This is a genomic window from Schinkia azotoformans LMG 9581, assembly GCF_000307855.1.
GTDB classification, from domain to species: domain Bacteria; phylum Bacillota; class Bacilli; order Bacillales; family Bacillaceae_J; genus Schinkia; species Schinkia azotoformans.
The window spans coordinates 43,585-60,288 of sequence record NZ_AJLR01000148.1 but is presented as its reverse complement, the minus strand read 5'-3'; the positions used below and the strand labels follow the sequence as shown (position 1 = coordinate 60,288).

The window sequence follows — 16,704 nt, the reverse complement described above, 5'->3', positions numbered from 1 at the left end:
AGTGTTTTCCGAGATGAATAGTTGGTTTTGATGAAGTTTTTTGGCGTTGCCTATATACGGCAACGCCTTTAAAGGATATTTTACGCGAACACTTCTGTCCATTCCTCTTTATGGGCAAGCATGTTTTTAGCAACTTCCTTCGCACCTTCTAAGCTGTGGCTCGCAGCCCATCCACATTGGATTTCATTGCAAGCAGGCACCTCTGTTGCCGTTAAAACATCATTTAATGTTTTTTCTAATACATCTAGGATTTCTTCATAATTTGAATGGTTGATCACTTGAAGATAAAAACCAGTTTGGCATCCCATTGGTCCAATATCTAGAACACAGTCCAAGTGATTACGAATAAATTCAGCCATCATATGCTCCAAAGAGTGAAGAGAAGGCATCTCCATATGCTCTTTATTAGGCTGGCAAAAACGAATATCGTATTTGTATACTTTATCGCCATTAACACCTTCGGTTGTTCCGACTAATCGTACATAGGGTGCTTTCACTTTTGTGTGATCAAGATTAAAGCTTTCCACATTCATTTTTTGCATCTAAAACAGACCTCCAACTTATTGTTTTTCGGCCTCTATTAACCAAACGAATTTGTTTAATTGTTTGAAAGTTACATAGAAACCGTGCTCGGTAAATTGTTCACGGAGTACATCTTGCATTGTATAATATTCGCGATTTAAGTCATCAACCAAATTCTTGTAGCCTTTTTGTTCCGCGTCCTCTATTATAGCATGTTTTGCATCTGAATTTTCATATACAGTATCTGCAAATACAACTTTTCCACCTTTTTCAAGTAAGTGGCTGTACTTTCCAATCGCTACGTTTTTTTCTTCATCAGTAAGGTGGTGGAAAGCCCAAGTACTTACAATTGCATCAATTTTAATATTTAATTCTGGTAAGTTTAAAAAATCGCCGTCAAGCAGGGAAAGAGTTGGCACTTTTTGCTTTGCCATTGCTCGCATTTCTTTAGATGGCTCGATACCTATTACATTATGACCTTTTTCAAGCAGTTTTTTAGACAGGTTGCCTGTCCCAACACCAAATTCAATGACCGTTCCGTTCACTTTAGAAGCAACCTCTTCTAAAATTTCATCGTAGCCTTCAAATACTTCTTTATATTCTTCATCATGACCTACTACTGTATTGTCATAGCTTTCTGCCCATTCATCAAATAACTCAATAAATTCACGTCCCATATGGTACACTCTCCCTAAATCGAATAAAAATACATAATTCCTATCAGTATACTATGTTTAATTTGATTTAATGACACTATATCATGATTATCAATGAAAAACAATGAAAAATTGTTACTTTGTTTAGTGTATTAGGCATAAATTAAAATGAAGGGAAGGATCATTTCAATGGAAAAAATCAGGCCATTAATTATTGCACATCGCGGAGCATCGGGGGAGGCACCGGAAAATACATTGGCTGCCTTTCAATTAGGTTTAGAGCAGGGATGCGAAGGCATTGAATTGGATATTCATTTAACAAAAGATGGACATTTAGCCGTTATCCACGATGAAAATATTAAAAGGACTACAAACGGCGAAGGGATCATTGGTGAAATGACAACGGCAGAGCTAAAAAAGTATGATGCAGGCAGCTGGTTTTCAAATAAATATAAAGGTGAGAAAATACCACTTTTAGAGGAAGTTCTCGATCTTGTACCGAAAGAGATAGTAATCAATATTGAAATAAAAAACATTCCCTCCTTCTATGTGGGAATTGAAGAAAAACTGTTAGATTTACTGCAGCGATATGACCGAATTGATCAAGTAATTGTCTCTTCTTTTGACCATCAGTGCTTGTATCGCTTAAAAAAACAAAACGGAAATATTAAAATCGGCTTGTTATATTTTGAGAATGTAGTGGATCATGTAGGTTTTGCAAAACTGTTCGGACTTCCGGTGGAGTCATTACACCCTGACCAGAGAGCGCTTCGAGCCGATGATGTCCGGAAAGCAATTGAAAATGGATTAAAGGTGTTCGCCTGGACATGTAATTCGGAAGAATGTATGAAAAGAATGATTGATTATGGGGTTAGCGGGATTATTACAAATTACCCAGCCAGATTAAAATCGTTAATCGAAGGAAAACAAAAGGTTAAAAAGAAAAAGTGGGGCTTGTTTTAACCCCCACTTTTGGCTTGATTTTGAATAGCTGTGATAGGTGTTTTTCTAATAAATATACCTGTTGTAATTAAAACTCCGAATATCGTTATCGCACCGCCAATTAATTGGGCGGATGTAAGTGTTTCTCCGATAAATGAAATTGCAAATATAGATGCAAAAACAGGGATTAGGTTTAAAAATGGGGCAGCCTTCCCTGGACCAAGATCAGCCACCGCTTTATTCCAGCTTAAAAATGCACCAATGGAAGCAAAAATCCCAATATATAGAAATCCTAAAATGGAGGTAAAGGTTATCGTCATTGGTTTATCTACGATCCATTCATATACAGCAAATGGTGCCAGAATTATCATGCCGATGATAATTGTAACTAGGAACGAACCAGCAGCCGGTAGCCTGCCTGTATTTTTCTTAACGATGACTGAATAAATGGACCAGGAAGTAATCGCAACAAGCATCCAAAGCTCTCCTTTATTAATGGAGAAGGATAGAAGCGCTTCAAGTGAACCACGGCTAACGATCCAAGTTACACCAATAATCGAAAAAACAATCCCGATCATATGTCTTGTATAGACTTTTTCTTTTAAAAATAAAAATGACAGGAGTCCGATTAAGGCTGGTGTTGGCGCGTTAATAAGAGCTGCATTAATAGATGTTGTATAGTGGACGGCAATATACAAAAGCGTGTTGAACCCAACGATTCCTGTTAGTGACATCCAAAACAATGTTTTCCATTCCCTTTTCCATAAAGGAATGTTCGCCACGAGCTCGTTTTTGGCGAAGGGCAAAAAGAATAAAAAAGCGACTACCCAGCGGATAAAAGCTAATGTAAAGGGCGGCATTGTGGCAGCAAATCCTCTTCCAATCACAAAGTTACCGCCCCATAATAAGGCTGCAATGACTAGTAATATATATGGTGATCTCCAGTTCAATTTAGTTAATCCTCCTGCAGTAAAAATATTCAGAACATACCGCTTATTTAAGACCTAAGTATACCATCTAAAAAATTCCTTGTGAATTTATTGTTAAAAATAAAGAAATTAAAAGGAGAATGAAGTGAGAAAATATAAATACTATTAGGAGAGGTAAAGTAAAAAATGGGAGGAAGTTGAATGAACTGGAAAGAGCAGTATGAACGATGGGCTACCTATGAAAATTTAGAAGAGGAGCTAAAACTAATTTTACAAGATAAAAAAGACGATGAAAAATGGCTAGAGGATAGCTTTTATAAAAATTTAGAATTTGGAACCGGTGGAATGCGCGGGGAGATGGGACCTGGTACAAATCGGATGAATGTGTATACAATTCGAAAAGCTGCAGAGGGACTGGCAAAATACATAGAAGCAAATGGTGAGGAAGCGAAAGCCCGAGGAGTGGTGATTGCATATGACTGTCGCCATAAATCACCTGAATTTGCGATGGAGGCTGCCAAAACTTTAGGTTTCCACGGTATTCAAACCTATATTTTCGATGAATTAAGACCTACTCCGGAGCTCTCATTTGCAGTGCGATACTTACATGCTTATTCCGGAATCGTCATTACGGCTAGCCATAACCCGCCAGAATATAACGGTTTTAAAGTGTACGGAAACGATGGATGTCAATTACCACCGGCTGCTGCTGATAGAGTGATCGAAAAAGTCAATGAAGTTGAAAATGAATTAACGATTGAAGTGGCAAGGGAAGAAGATTTAAAGGCGAAAGGTCTGTTACATATCATTGGTGAAAATATCGATAAAGCTTATATTGAGCAAGTGAAGACCATTTCCCTTAATCCACAATTGTTTGAAGAAAATAATGTCAAGGTTGTCTTTACACCTTTACATGGTACTGCCAACAAACCTGTGCGTGCGGGACTGGAAGCATTAGGCTTTAAAAATGTGACAATTGTGAAAGAGCAGGAGCTCCCCGACCCTAATTTTTCAACTGTGAAATCTCCAAATCCGGAAGAGCATGCGGCCTTTGAATTAGCGATTAAAGAAGGTATGAAGGTTGATGCTGATTTGTTAATTGGAACCGACCCGGATGCCGACCGCCTTGGAATTGCAGTGAGAAACGGCTCTGGTGATTATGAGATTTTAACGGGAAATCAAACTGGAGGAATCCTTCTTCATTATTTGTTATCAGCGAAGAAAACAAAGGGTATCTTACCTTCCAACGGTGTAGTCTTGAAAACGATCGTAACGTCTGAATTCGGTCGTGCGATTGCAGAAGATTTTGGTTTGGATACAATTGATACGTTAACCGGATTTAAATTCATCGGTGAAAAAATTAAAGAATATGAACAAAGCGGAGAATACATATTCCAATTTGGCTACGAAGAAAGCTATGGCTATTTAATCGGTGATTTTGCAAGGGATAAGGATGCTGTTCAAGCAGCAATATTGGCAGTAGAAGTTGCTGCATACTATAAAAAACAAGGCATGACATTATATGATGCTCTTCTTGATCTGTATGCCAAGTATGGTTTTTACCGTGAAGGATTAAAATCATTGACGTTAAAAGGAAAAGAAGGGGCCGAGAAAATTCAAGAAATATTAACGATATTCCGCAAGAATCCGCCAGCAGAAATGGGCCATTTACAGGTTGTTCAAATTGAGGATTATTTAACAAGCGAGAAAAAGAGTGTGGCAAATGAAAAGTCCGGGAAGGCTGAAAAAATCGATTTGCCAAAATCAAATGTACTAAAATACATTCTTGAAGACGGTTCTTGGTTCTGCTTACGTCCATCCGGCACCGAACCAAAAGTGAAATTCTATTTTGGTGTTAGAGGCAACTCACTTGACAACAGTATCGCAAAATTAGATGAAATCAGCACAGATCTAATGAATAAAATTGATCAATTGCTTAATTAACAAAAAGCCCACATTGTGGGCTTTATTGCTTTGGTGCCTGTCCCCATACTGCGGTTTTTAATGGTACGTAATCGTATATGTGCCGTCCTCCGTTTTGATCGATATATGGTTTGGCTGTACATGAGTATGGAGTTTATTCGTTAAAGGAATTTCGTATATCTCATAGGGTATTTGTTCGTATTGGGCGGACGATGTACCGATTCTTCCTTTTCCATGTATCTGTAAAACGTAAGGTGATACATAACCGTCAATTGTGGGAGGCCGTTCATGCAGGTTAGCCCTAGATAGAGTCATCGTTGTTTCATCCGTATCACGATTCAGCTCCTTTGTAATGTGAATTAATTTTCCATTTAAATTATTTAACGTATCTTGCAGTTGAATATCATCTTCAGTTGGTCTAATGTCCATTTTCTTTCACCTCAGGTACTATGTTTTCCAAAAAGGAAGGCTGTCAGAAATGACACCTTCCTTAATTTTACTCGTATATATTAAAATTTATTTAATCATACTAACAATTAGCCATAAACGGAAGCGGAAGACGGAACAGATGATAAGGCATGGTCCACATACGTAAGAAGATGATACGCTTTATTCTCGATGACTGAATAATCTCGACTGAAATTACAGGCATGGAGGAATTGTTCAATCTTTTTTGATAAAAAATCATCCTTTGTACGCACCATTAATATCAGTAAATTATCCCATTCTCCCCTATTCATATAAAACAATGCTTTGTCATAATCCACAGCACTCATATTCACATTCCCCTTTCGAAGAATTGAATATAGTTTATGATAAAAAAAAAGTTTTACACTCCGACGATTTCAGTAAATGTTGACATGGGAATACAAAACTAATCAAATAAGAAATATAAATAATTCATTATGGTTAAAATAATCGACAGGACAATGAATCAATAAAGGTGGTAATTTCATGGGTGCGATTGAACGAGAAGGCTACGTTTTTCATGTTGAATATAGCCAAATTGCCAAAACAGTGGCAATACATGTAACTAAAAAAGGACAGTTCGTTAGAGAATTGACATTCCCATTTGCAGGCATAGAACCAACCCAAGAGCAAATTGAGAACAAAATTGAAGAATATTTAGGTATGCCAACTAAAGATGAAGAACCAGAGTCCACCTGTTAACCAGTAGGCTCTTTTTCTTTTTTCTGAGTGAACGTATTTAATATTGGAATACTTTTACTATTCATCACAAACCAAATTAGCAAAGGGCCTAAAAAATTAAAGGTAAATACTGCAATTACCACTGTCCACAAAAACGGGGTTGTATTTAAAACATTTACATATATCCAAGAATGATACAAATCCACACTAATAACGCCCTTTCATAAAAAAATTATTCGGAATTTCACTCACTATTTTTTCCGTCCCGTACTAGATTTAACCAAAAATTGAATAAAACCTTGTCGAAAAGGAAAGAAAATAATAGGCATGCCGTGTGAAGGGGTACTTATATGGACAACAATTCAATTAAAGAAAAACTCCAGCAACAATTTGCAGAAAATATAGATGAGAATGTAAAGATTATTAAAGACATTCTAGAAGACAGTGTCGATCTCGCAAAAAGGGAATTCATTTTTCATGCACATACTGATATTCGGATGGTCTGTTTTTATACGGATGGTCTTGTCAATACACAAGAAATTCAAAACGTTATAGAAGTGATGTTTTTCAAAACCTCAGAATTAATTGTAAATAGTGAAGTTGGTCCTATTAAAGATGAAATTACAAAAAAAATGATTGAAAATTTGATTCTACATCCTTCAACAAAGCCTTTAACAAAGCTAGAAGAGGCTATTGATGAAATCTTAAGCGGTAATACCGTTTTTTTTATAAATGGTAGTAAAGAAGCTTTTACTGTTTCAACAAGAGGTTGGAATACGCGCTCCGTAGATGAACCTGTCGCAGAACAGGTTGTTAGAGGACCACGTGATGGGTTTACTGAAAATGTCCGTTCGAATACGGCCTTAGTTCGTCGCCGTATACGTGACCCGTTATTCAGAATAGAGGCAATGAAAATCGGAACAAAAACTAAAACAGATATAAATATCGCTTATTTGAAAGGTACTGTAAAAGAGGAAGTATTAAAAGAGATAAGGAGCAGACTGCAAAAGATAAAAATTGATTCAGTTTTAGAAAGTGGCTATATAGAAGAATTGATTGAGGACGCACCGCTCTCACCATTCCCAACGATTCAAAGCACAGAACGACCTGATAAGGTAGCAGCATCTATTCTTGAGGGCAGAGTTGCCATCTTTGTTGATAATTCACCATTTGTGTTGGTTGCACCGACCTACTTTTGGCAATTCTTACAGGCAAGTGATGATTATTATTCCAGATACTATACAGCTACTTTTTATAGAATAGTTCGCTACATTGCTTTTCTGATAAGCCTAACTTTGCCATCGTTCTATGTTATGTTGGCAAGCTTCCATCAAGAGATGATTCCTACTTCGTTGGCGTTAACAATTGCTTCTGGTCGTGAGATTGTACCATATCCAGTATTGTTAGAGGCCCTTATTATGGAAACGGCTTTCGAACTCATGCGCGAAGCTGGTTTACGAATGCCTAAGCCAGTTGGGCAGGCTGTAAGTATCGTTGGATCATTAATTATAGGACAGGCTGCTGTTCAAGCAGGACTAGTGTCACCTTTTATGGTCATTGTTGTAGCGTTGACTGGTATTGCCTCATTTGCAATTCCAAACTATGCGGCATCCTTTTCCATTCGGCTTATCCGATTTCCACTGCTAATTGCGTCAGGAACGATGGGGTTGTTAGGATTTGCTGCTTGCTTTTCCCTACTGGCCATCCATGCCATTTCCATTCGTTCCTTTGGTGAACCTTATTTAGCACCTGCCACGCCCTTTAAACCATCAGATCAAAAAGATGCACTCATCCGTTTCCCATGGTGGAAAATGATAAGTCAACCTGAACTAGCTGAAGGGCAGGAAGACCGGGTAAAAGAGAACCAAATACCGCAGCCACCGGAAATTCAACCAGGTAAAAAGAACGAAAAAACGGATGATAAGGCTGATAAGGCTGATAAAGACGTTCAAGAATCTAAGAAAGGCTTTAGAAAACCAAAAAAACTGAAAGGAGAGAAAAATGAATGACAAAGCCGATCTACTTATCATTTGTTATTCTGATCATTATCCTTTCAGGTTGCAGTGGGAAAAGAGAAATTAATGATTTGGCAATAGTTATGGCCGTAGGCATTGATAAAATTGAGAACCCTACAGAGGGAAATTCTGAAGATAAAGGGTATGAAGTAACGATAGAAGTTGCCCGCCCTGCAGATTCAAGGGGACAAACGGGAGCACCTTCTGGTGGTACAGGTGATCCAATTTGGTCCGCATCTTCCCAAGGTGAAACATTATTTGAAGCAATTCGGCATTTGGCATCATTTTCAACACGGAGGGTGTTTTGGGCCCATAACTATATCATCGTAATAAATGAAGATGTAGCAAGGGAAGGAATTAAGGATGTTATTGATTTTTTTACAAGAAATCCCGAGCTGCGTATGCGGACTTGGGTAGCCATAACACCGAATAAGGCAAAAGACGTAATTTCTACTGTGACTGGGTTGGAGGTTATTCCCGGGGAAGCACTTGACAAGCTTTATCGTTACACAGATATTTCAGGGGCATCCCCAAGGACGGAATTACTTGACGTCCAATCGGCCTACTTAAGTGAAACAACCCAGCCGGTTATTGCAAGAGTTCGTTTGATTGAACGCGGGGTTTCTAATAAAAAAGTAGGTCAAGCAGGGGCCTATAAACAAGTTGAGTTAGAAGGAGCCGGTGTATTTAAGGGAGACAAACTTGTTGGTATTTTGGACAGGGATGATTCTAAAGCAGCTGTATTATTTATTGAAAAGGTAAGATCGCAAATAGTTGTACTATCATGTCCGAAAAATCCAGAGGATGTACTAACAGCGGAAATTGTTCATGATAGATTCGATGTGACTCCAGCGTATAAAAATGGGAAGCCTTCTTTTACTGTTAATTTTAAAGCATTTGTGAATGTTGTCGAAGCAGGTTGTCCTTTTACCATTGAAGATGAGGAAGATGTAAGAACGATAGAAAAAGAACTAGAGAGAACCGTTAAGGGGAATATCGAAAAATTACTAACAAAAGCTCAAAAAGAGTATAAATCGGATTTTCTAGAATTGGGTCAAAGATTTAATAATAAGTTTCCCAGTGAGTGGAAAACCATTAAAAAGTCATGGAATTCAACTTTTTCAGATGTGGAGTTTACAGTAAATGTCGACGCAAAGGTAAAAGGTGGAGTTTTATTATACAGTCCAACCCGTTCCGGAAAATGATGAGGGATGAGCGATGAGAGTTCAAATTACAAATGGAATGTTAATGGGATTAATCATTAACATGGTTTATGCAAAAGCGATTGGTCTAACACAGGGAAGTATGGCACGTGAAGTTGGGCGGGATATTTGGCTTTCAACCATTATTGCGAATATGGTCGCTGCCGCTTTTATAGTTTTCGTTGTTTTGGTTATACAGCGGATGCCAAAGGGAGACCTAATTGAACAAGGTAAAAAGATGATTGGAGCTTGGTTTGGAAAGTTGTTGGCGATTATCTTTTTTATTTATTTTCTTTGTTCAATGGGACCCATTATGGCAACATTTGTCTACCATTTAAAAGACTACTTTTTGCCTGATGCACATACAATGGTATTTATTATTGTTGCGATGGTAGTCGGGTGTTATGCAATATATTTTGGCATAGAGGTCATTGCAAGAATGGCACTAGTTGGTGTTTTTTCAGTCCTAAGCTTAAATATATTATTGCTGCTTGGATCGATAGCGAAGTTTGATATACGCGAGCTTTTACCAATTTTCGAATCAGGTGTAGTAAATACAGCATGGGCGGGGCGCCATTTATTTGCTGACTGGACAATGGTGTTTATGATGATTGCGCTGATCTTGCCAAATGTTAAGCAAATCAAGGTATGGAAACGGTCAAATCTGGCCGGTGTTTTATATGGAGCAGGATTTATATTAATGTGGCCAATTGTTGAAACGGGTGTACTGTCAGCACGTGTGGCCGGAGAATATATTGTTTCTTGTATGCAGATGGCGAGAAGTGCACAAATTGGAGTTTACATACATCGATATGAAATGATTATGGTTGCATTTTTCGCAGTATCACTTTTAACACAAAGTATGATGAGTCTATATTGTGCTTCGATTTCCCTACAAAAAGTCTTTGGACTTAAAAGCTATCGCCCGCTAATAATCCCGGTCGGGCTTTTGTTTGGTGGATTCGGCTATTGGATCGTTTTTGACCATGCACGGGCAATGCGATTTATTGAACACGAATGGATCGGCATTTCCCTATCGATTGCAATTTGTGTGCCGCTATTTATTTGGCTTGTTGGTTTTGCTTTAAAGGATAAATTAAAGAATGAATAATGCTAATCGCAGGTGAGTTTTTATTACACCTGTTTTTTTCTTGCTAATCTTTTTCATTAAAACTAGGTATAACACATAAATTTACATAAAGAGAAGTTGTTTTCAAGTTTTTTGAACATACAGAGTAAAACAGCTTGACTAAAAGGGGAGATGAAAATGGCAAGAAATGAACATCAAGCATTACAATATGCTATAGAGGAAATTACCGAAATTGCGAAAGGCTTTGGTCTAGACTTTTATCCAATGCGTTATGAAATATGTCCTGCCGATATTATATATACATTCGGTTCTTACGGTATGCCAACACGATTTTCGCATTGGAGCTTCGGAAAGCAATTTCATAAAATGAAGCTTCATTATGACTTAGGATTAAGTAAAATATATGAACTCGTTATTAACTCCAACCCATGTTATGCTTTTTTGCTCAATACTAACAGTTTAATTCAAAATAAATTAATCGTTGCTCATGTTTTAGCACATTGTGATTTTTTCAAAAACAATGTTCGCTTTAGTAATACGAAGCGGGATATGGTTGAAAGCATGGCGGCAACAGCTGATCGAATTAAGAAATATGAACATGATCATGGGAAGCTTGAGGTTGAGAAATTTTTAGATGCGGTGCTTGCGATTCAAGAGCATATTGATCCTTCAATATTAAGACCACAGCTTTCTTGGTCGATTGAGGATATATTTGTTGATGAAGAAGAGGATGAACAGACCAATGTCACACCATATGATGATTTGTGGCGGATGGATGATCGGAATGTAAAAAAAGATCAGCCCAAAAAGAAAAGAAAAAGATTTCCACCGCAGCCTGAAAAAGATATCCTCTTATTTATTCAAGAATACAGCCGTGAACTAGATGAATGGCAAAGGGATATTTTAACGATGATGCGTGAGGAAATGTTGTATTTCTGGCCACAGTTGGAAACGAAAATCATGAACGAAGGCTGGGCTTCCTTCTCTGTAGGAGCTTATACGGAAAGGAAGGCTAAAATTGAATATTCAAATAACCTCTTTCTTTTATAAGGTTATATGGTGTATTATAGAAAAAATGAATAAGAGGAGGAAAAATAAATTGGTACCTCTTTCTGTTATACAAGTTGCTGATTATTTTATAGCCAAAAGTTCTCCAAACACTAAATATTCTGTTACACACTTAAAGTTACAGAAGTTAGTTTATTATGCACAAGGATGGTATCTAGCATTAACAAATGAACCGCTTTTTGATGAGCAGCTAGAGGCATGGGTACACGGTCCTGTTTCACCTGATTTATATGGAGTTTATAGTCAAAATGGCTATCTTGATATAGAAAAAAATGGTTCCGAGCTAAATATAGATGTAAAAGCAAAAGAAATATTAGATTTTATTTGGGAAAATTTTGGTCACTATACTGGCAAGCAATTGGAGAATTTTACACATGAAGAGAAACCTTGGATTATAGCCAGAGGAGATTTACTTCCGTTCCAGTCTTCAAATAATGTAATAACAAAAGAAAGTATGAGAGAGTATTTCAAATCAATTATTTTTGAAGAGTGATGTTGTTATGTCACTCTATTTTTGTTAGGAGTAGATTTCCAATGAAAGATGTATATGTAGCTTTGTTTACTGGACTTATAACAGTATTAGTATTAATAATAAAACATTGGAAAGAATTTATAGATAGTATTGATAAGATAATACCACCAGGATGGAAAGAAAACTTTTATTATAAATTAATATTTTTTGTAATAAAATTAATAACGCAAATTGTACTTGTTGTATTTTTTACGATTAAACATTATCTCAGGATTTTAGTAGGATGGTTTTTAAGAAGACCATTAATTTTCATGATGATTGTTTTGATTATTTATTTTTCATTAATTGTTAAGGTTTTTCAGAGGGATGAAATAGTAAATATTTTAATAGGTATTTACAAATATTTTAATATAATTACATTTCAACATATACCGAATCTAGATCCGGTAAATATTGGAGAGATAAATAGAATAATAGAAAAAAAACTATTAAATAAAGTAACATTTCTAGATTTATTATGGAAAATATTGTCTGTAATCTTACCGACAAGTATCACTATTTATATCTTTACATATAGAGAACAAAAATTAACTTCATTATCCTCAATGAATAAAAATCAAACTGACTTATTGATGTTACATTTTTTGTTATTTTCATTATTTACGATAATTTTATCTCGTTATCAGGTATTTTTGATTCAAAGGGCTAATGCCATTAACGGGGAAGCGAATCTCTATATAATTAATGATGGTCTTGTTAACGTTACTGTTACATTTATCTTTTTTATTATTTCTATAATTTTAGCTTATTCGAGCTTCAAAAGTCTATGGAGAAGATTGAATTTAGGAGCCCAGTTAAAAAAGTCGATTAAAGAAACTAAACAACTTATTTTAGAAATGTCTTTTTCGTCTACGTTATTTACTATTAGATCAAATGATAATACTTATTTATGTAGGAAGCTTCTTTATGATAGTCTACATACAAAAGTAGAGTCTATTTATCAAATGTTTACTATAACTGTAAATAATAACATGAATGAATTATTTGTAAGTAATTATAAGTCGTGGAAAATAACCATGGATTACATACATAATGATCACAGATTATATTATTTAATAAACGAAGATAGGTATTTATTCTTTCTTAGGAGAGATAAACAACATTATATTTCACTTTATAGATCTTTGTTAAAAAACCATATTGGATTAGTCTTCTTGTTATTTGAAAAAAATAAGTTAGATGAGGGTCATGATTGTTTACTCCAGTTTTTTAATATGGGACCAAAAGGGTTTAATTATTCTCTACAATCTCATGACGCTAGAGTGCTAAAGGAATTAAAGCTAAATTACTATGAAATAGTTGCTGAATTTTTGCAATCAATTTATGAACTTTCGATGGGACTATATATTAAGAACCATAGTTCATTAAATTTGGTTTTTAAAAAAATAAGCGGATTAATTGATGACAAATTGATAGAAAAAGAGGATTTACTTATTGTTTATAAGGCATTATTGATTAATGCAATTGAAAGAAATGATTTGAAATTTTTAACATCTGTCTTAAGATATGTGAGTGAATTTGATAAATTCAAAAGTGAAAATTTTTTAGGGATTAATACAAATAGAACTGAATTACTTGGAATTAAAATAGATATAAAAAAGCTTAATAACAAATTTTTAAATCGAAATAAAGAACAAGCTAAACCGACTAATTTTAAGGAAATCACTATATATTTACTTTTACAATCATTGATAAAAAGTGCAGAGCTCTCCCATTATGAAGTAACTGGTTTACTTTTAAAAGTTTTAGTTACTAATTATAGTGGTGAGGAAATAAGTGATTTTTTATGTAAAGTTGAAGAAAATAGAGTATTAATAGACGAATTATTAGGAAAAAGACCCATATCAAATAAATTAAAATATGATTTTGATTTCAATAAATCAATATATGAATATAATTTTAATAAAATTGTTCTGCTAATTTACTTACACCAAAAATGGAGCTTAGAATATAACTTAAGATTAACTGAATCTGCTAAAAGAACTGACTTTTTATTACCGATCAACCTGTCTATACATTTAGGTAAATGTTCATATAAATTACACTTACTTGAAAAAATTTGCAATGATTCAGATAGGTTTGATTTAATTTGTTTAAAAAATATCGATTTTATTAATAAACTCAAAAATGACCCATTTTTCACAAAAATAATTTTGTAGATCAAAATTACGAATTAATAAAAAGGGGATTAAAAAATAGAAAGTTTTATTTCAATTTCTTTTTCCCCTTTAATTACTACTTTTTCCACAAGTGTAGAAATCAAAGCCTTAGCATCTTCAATAGGCAAGGTGTCAATAGTATTCACAACATTTCCTATTTTTGACTCAATACTTTTCTGCACTTTTTCTAAATCAATTTCTTGATGTTTTTCCTCACTTTGTAATGCTTCGATAATCTGATCCATCCGCTGCTTTTCTTCAGTTAAATCATTTAATTCTATGAGCCCAGCTGTATAAGCCTCGACTTTTCTGTTATACCTTGCTTTTGCTGATCTAATTTTTTGTTCGTTGTTAATGTTCCGGTTATCTGTTGTTTGTTCAGAAAGTTTTAATAGTATTTCTGAGCTAAAGTTTTTTGTTAATTGGAGCAATCCCTGTTTAAACCAAGCTTCAACTTCATCGGCTTTAAATTGCTTACTGGTACACGTTCCTTTATTTTTATTATTCGAACAACGATAGACCCGGTATCTGTTGTTTTTGGAACCTGACCACGATATGCTCATGCCACCGCCACAGTTGCCACACTTTAATAAACCTCCGAGTAGGTGTGGACTTGATTGTGCACGTGACGGTATTTGTTTTTTATTTAATCTATTTTGCACTGCTTCCCAAGTTTCTTTATCAATAATGGTAGGCAAGCAATCATCAACAATGACCCATTCTTCTTCTTCCTTTTCTTGTCGTTTCTTTTTGCTTGAATTTACTCGATTCCATACGAGTGTTCCTTTATATACTGGATTAGAAAGCAGGAGTTTTATGGATCTAAGAGACCATTCTTTGTTGAATCTAGAAGGGATATTTTCTTCATTGAGCTGCTTAGCAATCGCAAAATAGCCTTTCCCCTCATGCAGGTACGAGTTGAATATTCTTCTGACGATGGCTGCTTCTGATTCATTGATAACCAAATTTTTCTCCACTAATTGATATCCGTATGGACTTTGGGTTAACCATTTTCCATTGCTGGCTGCATGAAGCATATTATCAAAAACACGTTCACGAATCCGTTCACGTTCAAATTCGGCAACAGCTCCTAATACTTGTAAGGTAAGCCGTCCGGACGGCGTGTTAGTGTCAAAGGATTCACTAATCGAAATAAATGAAACCTCATGTTCTTGAAATAAGTCAATTAGATTTAATAAGTCTAATAATTTACGACTCATTCGATCTAATTTGGTTACCATGACTTTTGAAATTTGGCCTATCTTCACTGAGTTTAAGAGTTTCCTTAACTGAGGTCTTTCCGTATTTTTAGCGGAATAACCATCGTCAATGAAAAGCTCGATTTCATGATTCCATCCCATGGCACGACAGTATGCTTTTAGCCGTTCTTGTTGTTCATCTAAAGAAACACCTTCACGTGCTTGTTCATCTGTTGATACTCGACAATACAAAGCGATTGAACGTACTCCGTTAAATTCTGATTCTCTTAGCATCTAAAAGTCCCCTTTAAATGGCTTGTCACAGTATATGAGACCTATGGCAAAAACATGATTTTTGGTTTATCCCTTCTTGACGCTGCATAGGGTGTAATAGGGAGGGATTTGATTGGCTGATGTTAAAATTGAATTTTCATATCAGGATAACGATAGGACCATTTCGTTTTTCGATTTGAAGGATATTGTTAATGACGAGACCTTCGATATGATAAAAAATCAGATTCTTACCTTTGATAAAAAAATAAAAGAAGCAGCTATCGTACATCTTTTGAATCAAGAAGTCGGTAAAGAAAATGCAAAACAAATAGCAGTCGACGTAAAGGTATTCGAACAAAAAAGAGAGCTATCCGTCATGGAATAGGCTCTCTTTTTTGTTCGGAATTATTCACGAAATGAAATGACTGTTTATTTTCAGGAATAGTTATTTATGTTTTGGCTAATGATATTTTTGAAGGTCATTGGTTTCCAGATCTGGTTGATTATGAAACAGGTTCACTCCTTGTTCAACCATTTGCAATAAGTAGTTCGCTATCGTAGGATTTTGCTTTTCTAGACTAATCAGCATGGAGCTTGCCCTGTTTATACGATATTGAAATTCACTAAATTCAGACGTATCGATGTTGTCATTTTCAGCTGAAAGGATATTTAGTTCCATTTCAAGACTATGTAAGAAAGAAGTTTCGATTTTTTTTGTTTTTCCTGTTTCAAGATTACTTAAATAAGCTGGTGATACCTTTAGTTGTCTAGCCAATTGATTCAATCCAATTCCTTTATGTTGTCTAATCGTTCTGATTTTTTGACCAAAATTTTCAAACATGAAAATTCCTCCTTGAAAGGTTGAGTTAGATGAAGAAAAAAAGTGAACTATTTATTCAATCTATAAGTTATGTGCATGATCCATGCGCTGCCCAGAAGTGGTTTGAAATCTATATAGATATTGTGAAAAAACAGTTGCTTGAGAATGTCAAAAAACAATTGGACTAGGCTTTTAAATCAGTGCATAAATTTTTACAAATCTTAG

At 35.3% G+C, this 16,704-nt stretch carries 16 protein-coding genes and 1 pseudogene; 10 read left to right on the top strand and 7 right to left on the bottom strand.

Features of this window, described 5'->3' with window-relative positions:
• Positions 1–80: 80 nt before the first annotated feature.
• Entirely contained in the window at positions 81–542 is a 462-nt protein-coding gene (locus BAZO_RS18535; protein ID WP_003332980.1) for an S-ribosylhomocysteine lyase, read from the bottom strand.
• Positions 543–560: 18 nt separating this feature from the next.
• Positions 561–1,199, bottom strand: coding sequence for a class I SAM-dependent DNA methyltransferase (locus BAZO_RS18530; protein WP_003332979.1), 639 nt, complete (start codon positions 1,197–1,199; stop codon positions 561–563).
• A gap of 168 nt (positions 1,200–1,367) precedes the next feature.
• Between BAZO_RS18530 and BAZO_RS18525 the strand changes: the two genes are divergently transcribed.
• A complete protein-coding gene (locus BAZO_RS18525; protein ID WP_003332978.1) occupies positions 1,368–2,141 on the top strand; it encodes a glycerophosphodiester phosphodiesterase in 774 nt (257 codons plus the stop codon).
• Here BAZO_RS18525 and BAZO_RS18520 read toward each other — a convergent pair.
• On the bottom strand, positions 2,138–3,070 hold the full coding sequence (locus BAZO_RS18520) for a DMT family transporter (protein WP_003332977.1): 933 nt from the start codon (positions 3,068–3,070) through the stop codon (positions 2,138–2,140). The genes BAZO_RS18525 and BAZO_RS18520 overlap by 4 nt on opposite strands.
• A gap of 180 nt (positions 3,071–3,250) precedes the next feature.
• Between BAZO_RS18520 and BAZO_RS18515 the strand changes: the two genes are divergently transcribed.
• Entirely contained in the window at positions 3,251–4,993 is a 1,743-nt protein-coding gene (locus tag BAZO_RS18515; protein ID WP_003332975.1) for a phospho-sugar mutase, read from the top strand.
• A gap of 57 nt (positions 4,994–5,050) precedes the next feature.
• On the opposite strand, the gene ymzB is transcribed toward BAZO_RS18515, so the two are convergent.
• Together ymzB and BAZO_RS18505 are read right to left on the bottom strand one after the other, a co-directional pair.
• On the bottom strand, positions 5,051–5,401 hold the full coding sequence (ymzB, locus tag BAZO_RS18510) for a protein YmzB (protein WP_003332974.1): 351 nt from the start codon (positions 5,399–5,401) through the stop codon (positions 5,051–5,053).
• A 107-nt stretch (positions 5,402–5,508) separates the two neighbouring features.
• On the bottom strand, positions 5,509–5,748 hold the full coding sequence (locus BAZO_RS18505) for a YhdB family protein (protein WP_003332973.1): 240 nt from the start codon (positions 5,746–5,748) through the stop codon (positions 5,509–5,511).
• Between the two features lie 178 nt (positions 5,749–5,926).
• On the opposite strand from BAZO_RS18505, the gene BAZO_RS18500 reads away from it, so the two are divergent.
• The 7 genes and pseudogenes from BAZO_RS18500 to BAZO_RS18465 all read left to right on the top strand — a co-directional run bounded on the left by BAZO_RS18500 (position 5,927) and on the right by BAZO_RS18465 (position 14,187).
• Positions 5,927–6,142: a DUF5370 family protein gene (locus BAZO_RS18500; protein WP_003332972.1), complete on the top strand. Its 216-nt coding sequence runs from the start codon at positions 5,927–5,929 to the stop codon at positions 6,140–6,142.
• A 329-nt stretch (positions 6,143–6,471) separates the two neighbouring features.
• Positions 6,472–8,130: a spore germination protein gene (locus BAZO_RS18490; protein WP_003332970.1), complete on the top strand. Its 1,659-nt coding sequence runs from the start codon at positions 6,472–6,474 to the stop codon at positions 8,128–8,130.
• A complete protein-coding gene (locus tag BAZO_RS18485; protein WP_003332969.1) occupies positions 8,127–9,341 on the top strand; it encodes a Ger(x)C family spore germination protein in 1,215 nt (404 codons plus the stop codon). The genes BAZO_RS18490 and BAZO_RS18485 overlap by 4 nt, the downstream gene beginning before the upstream one ends.
• 13 nt (positions 9,342–9,354) lie before the next feature.
• Positions 9,355–10,449, top strand: a complete 1,095-nt coding sequence (locus tag BAZO_RS18480) for a GerAB/ArcD/ProY family transporter (RefSeq protein WP_003332968.1) — start codon at positions 9,355–9,357, stop codon at positions 10,447–10,449.
• Positions 10,450–10,605: 156 nt separating this feature from the next.
• Positions 10,606–11,412 (top strand): annotated as a pseudogene (locus BAZO_RS18475) (SpoVR family protein); the annotation flags it as partial.
• A 34-nt stretch (positions 11,413–11,446) separates the two neighbouring features.
• The gene (locus BAZO_RS18470) at positions 11,447–11,989 is read left to right on the top strand and encodes a Panacea domain-containing protein (RefSeq protein WP_235786755.1); all 543 of its coding nucleotides are present in this window, start codon (positions 11,447–11,449) and stop codon (positions 11,987–11,989) included.
• A gap of 41 nt (positions 11,990–12,030) precedes the next feature.
• The gene (locus BAZO_RS18465) at positions 12,031–14,187 is read left to right on the top strand and encodes a hypothetical protein (RefSeq protein WP_003332964.1); all 2,157 of its coding nucleotides are present in this window, start codon (positions 12,031–12,033) and stop codon (positions 14,185–14,187) included.
• A 29-nt stretch (positions 14,188–14,216) separates the two neighbouring features.
• On the opposite strand, the gene BAZO_RS18460 is transcribed toward BAZO_RS18465, so the two are convergent.
• Positions 14,217–15,680, bottom strand: a complete 1,464-nt coding sequence (locus BAZO_RS18460; RefSeq protein WP_003332963.1) for a recombinase family protein — start codon at positions 15,678–15,680, stop codon at positions 14,217–14,219.
• Between the two features lie 112 nt (positions 15,681–15,792).
• On the opposite strand from BAZO_RS18460, the gene BAZO_RS18455 reads away from it, so the two are divergent.
• A complete protein-coding gene (locus BAZO_RS18455) occupies positions 15,793–16,044 on the top strand; it encodes a hypothetical protein (protein ID WP_003332962.1) in 252 nt (83 codons plus the stop codon).
• A gap of 75 nt (positions 16,045–16,119) precedes the next feature.
• On the opposite strand, the gene BAZO_RS18450 is transcribed toward BAZO_RS18455, so the two are convergent.
• Positions 16,120–16,500, bottom strand: coding sequence for a helix-turn-helix domain-containing protein (locus tag BAZO_RS18450; protein WP_003332961.1), 381 nt, complete (start codon positions 16,498–16,500; stop codon positions 16,120–16,122).
• Between the last annotated feature and the right edge of the window lie 204 nt (positions 16,501–16,704).

Coding starts and splice junctions, on each gene's coding strand:
- BAZO_RS18525 (WP_003332978.1), top strand. CDS start 1,368: ATGGAAAAAATCAGGCCATTAATTATTGCACATCGCGGAGCATCGGGG.
- BAZO_RS18450 (WP_003332961.1), bottom strand. CDS start 16,500: ATGTTTGAAAATTTTGGTCAAAAAATCAGAACGATTAGACAACATAAA.
- BAZO_RS18490 (WP_003332970.1), top strand. CDS start 6,472: ATGGACAACAATTCAATTAAAGAAAAACTCCAGCAACAATTTGCAGAA.
- BAZO_RS18505 (WP_003332973.1), bottom strand. CDS start 5,748: ATGAGTGCTGTGGATTATGACAAAGCATTGTTTTATATGAATAGGGGA.
- BAZO_RS18485 (WP_003332969.1), top strand. CDS start 8,127: ATGACAAAGCCGATCTACTTATCATTTGTTATTCTGATCATTATCCTT.
- ymzB (WP_003332974.1), bottom strand. CDS start 5,401: ATGGACATTAGACCAACTGAAGATGATATTCAACTGCAAGATACGTTA.
- BAZO_RS18515 (WP_003332975.1), top strand. CDS start 3,251: ATGAACTGGAAAGAGCAGTATGAACGATGGGCTACCTATGAAAATTTA.
- BAZO_RS18500 (WP_003332972.1), top strand. CDS start 5,927: ATGGGTGCGATTGAACGAGAAGGCTACGTTTTTCATGTTGAATATAGC.
- BAZO_RS18460 (WP_003332963.1), bottom strand. CDS start 15,680: ATGCTAAGAGAATCAGAATTTAACGGAGTACGTTCAATCGCTTTGTAT.
- BAZO_RS18535 (WP_003332980.1), bottom strand. CDS start 542: ATGCAAAAAATGAATGTGGAAAGCTTTAATCTTGATCACACAAAAGTG.
- BAZO_RS18480 (WP_003332968.1), top strand. CDS start 9,355: ATGAGAGTTCAAATTACAAATGGAATGTTAATGGGATTAATCATTAAC.
- BAZO_RS18530 (WP_003332979.1), bottom strand. CDS start 1,199: ATGGGACGTGAATTTATTGAGTTATTTGATGAATGGGCAGAAAGCTAT.
- BAZO_RS18465 (WP_003332964.1), top strand. CDS start 12,031: ATGAAAGATGTATATGTAGCTTTGTTTACTGGACTTATAACAGTATTA.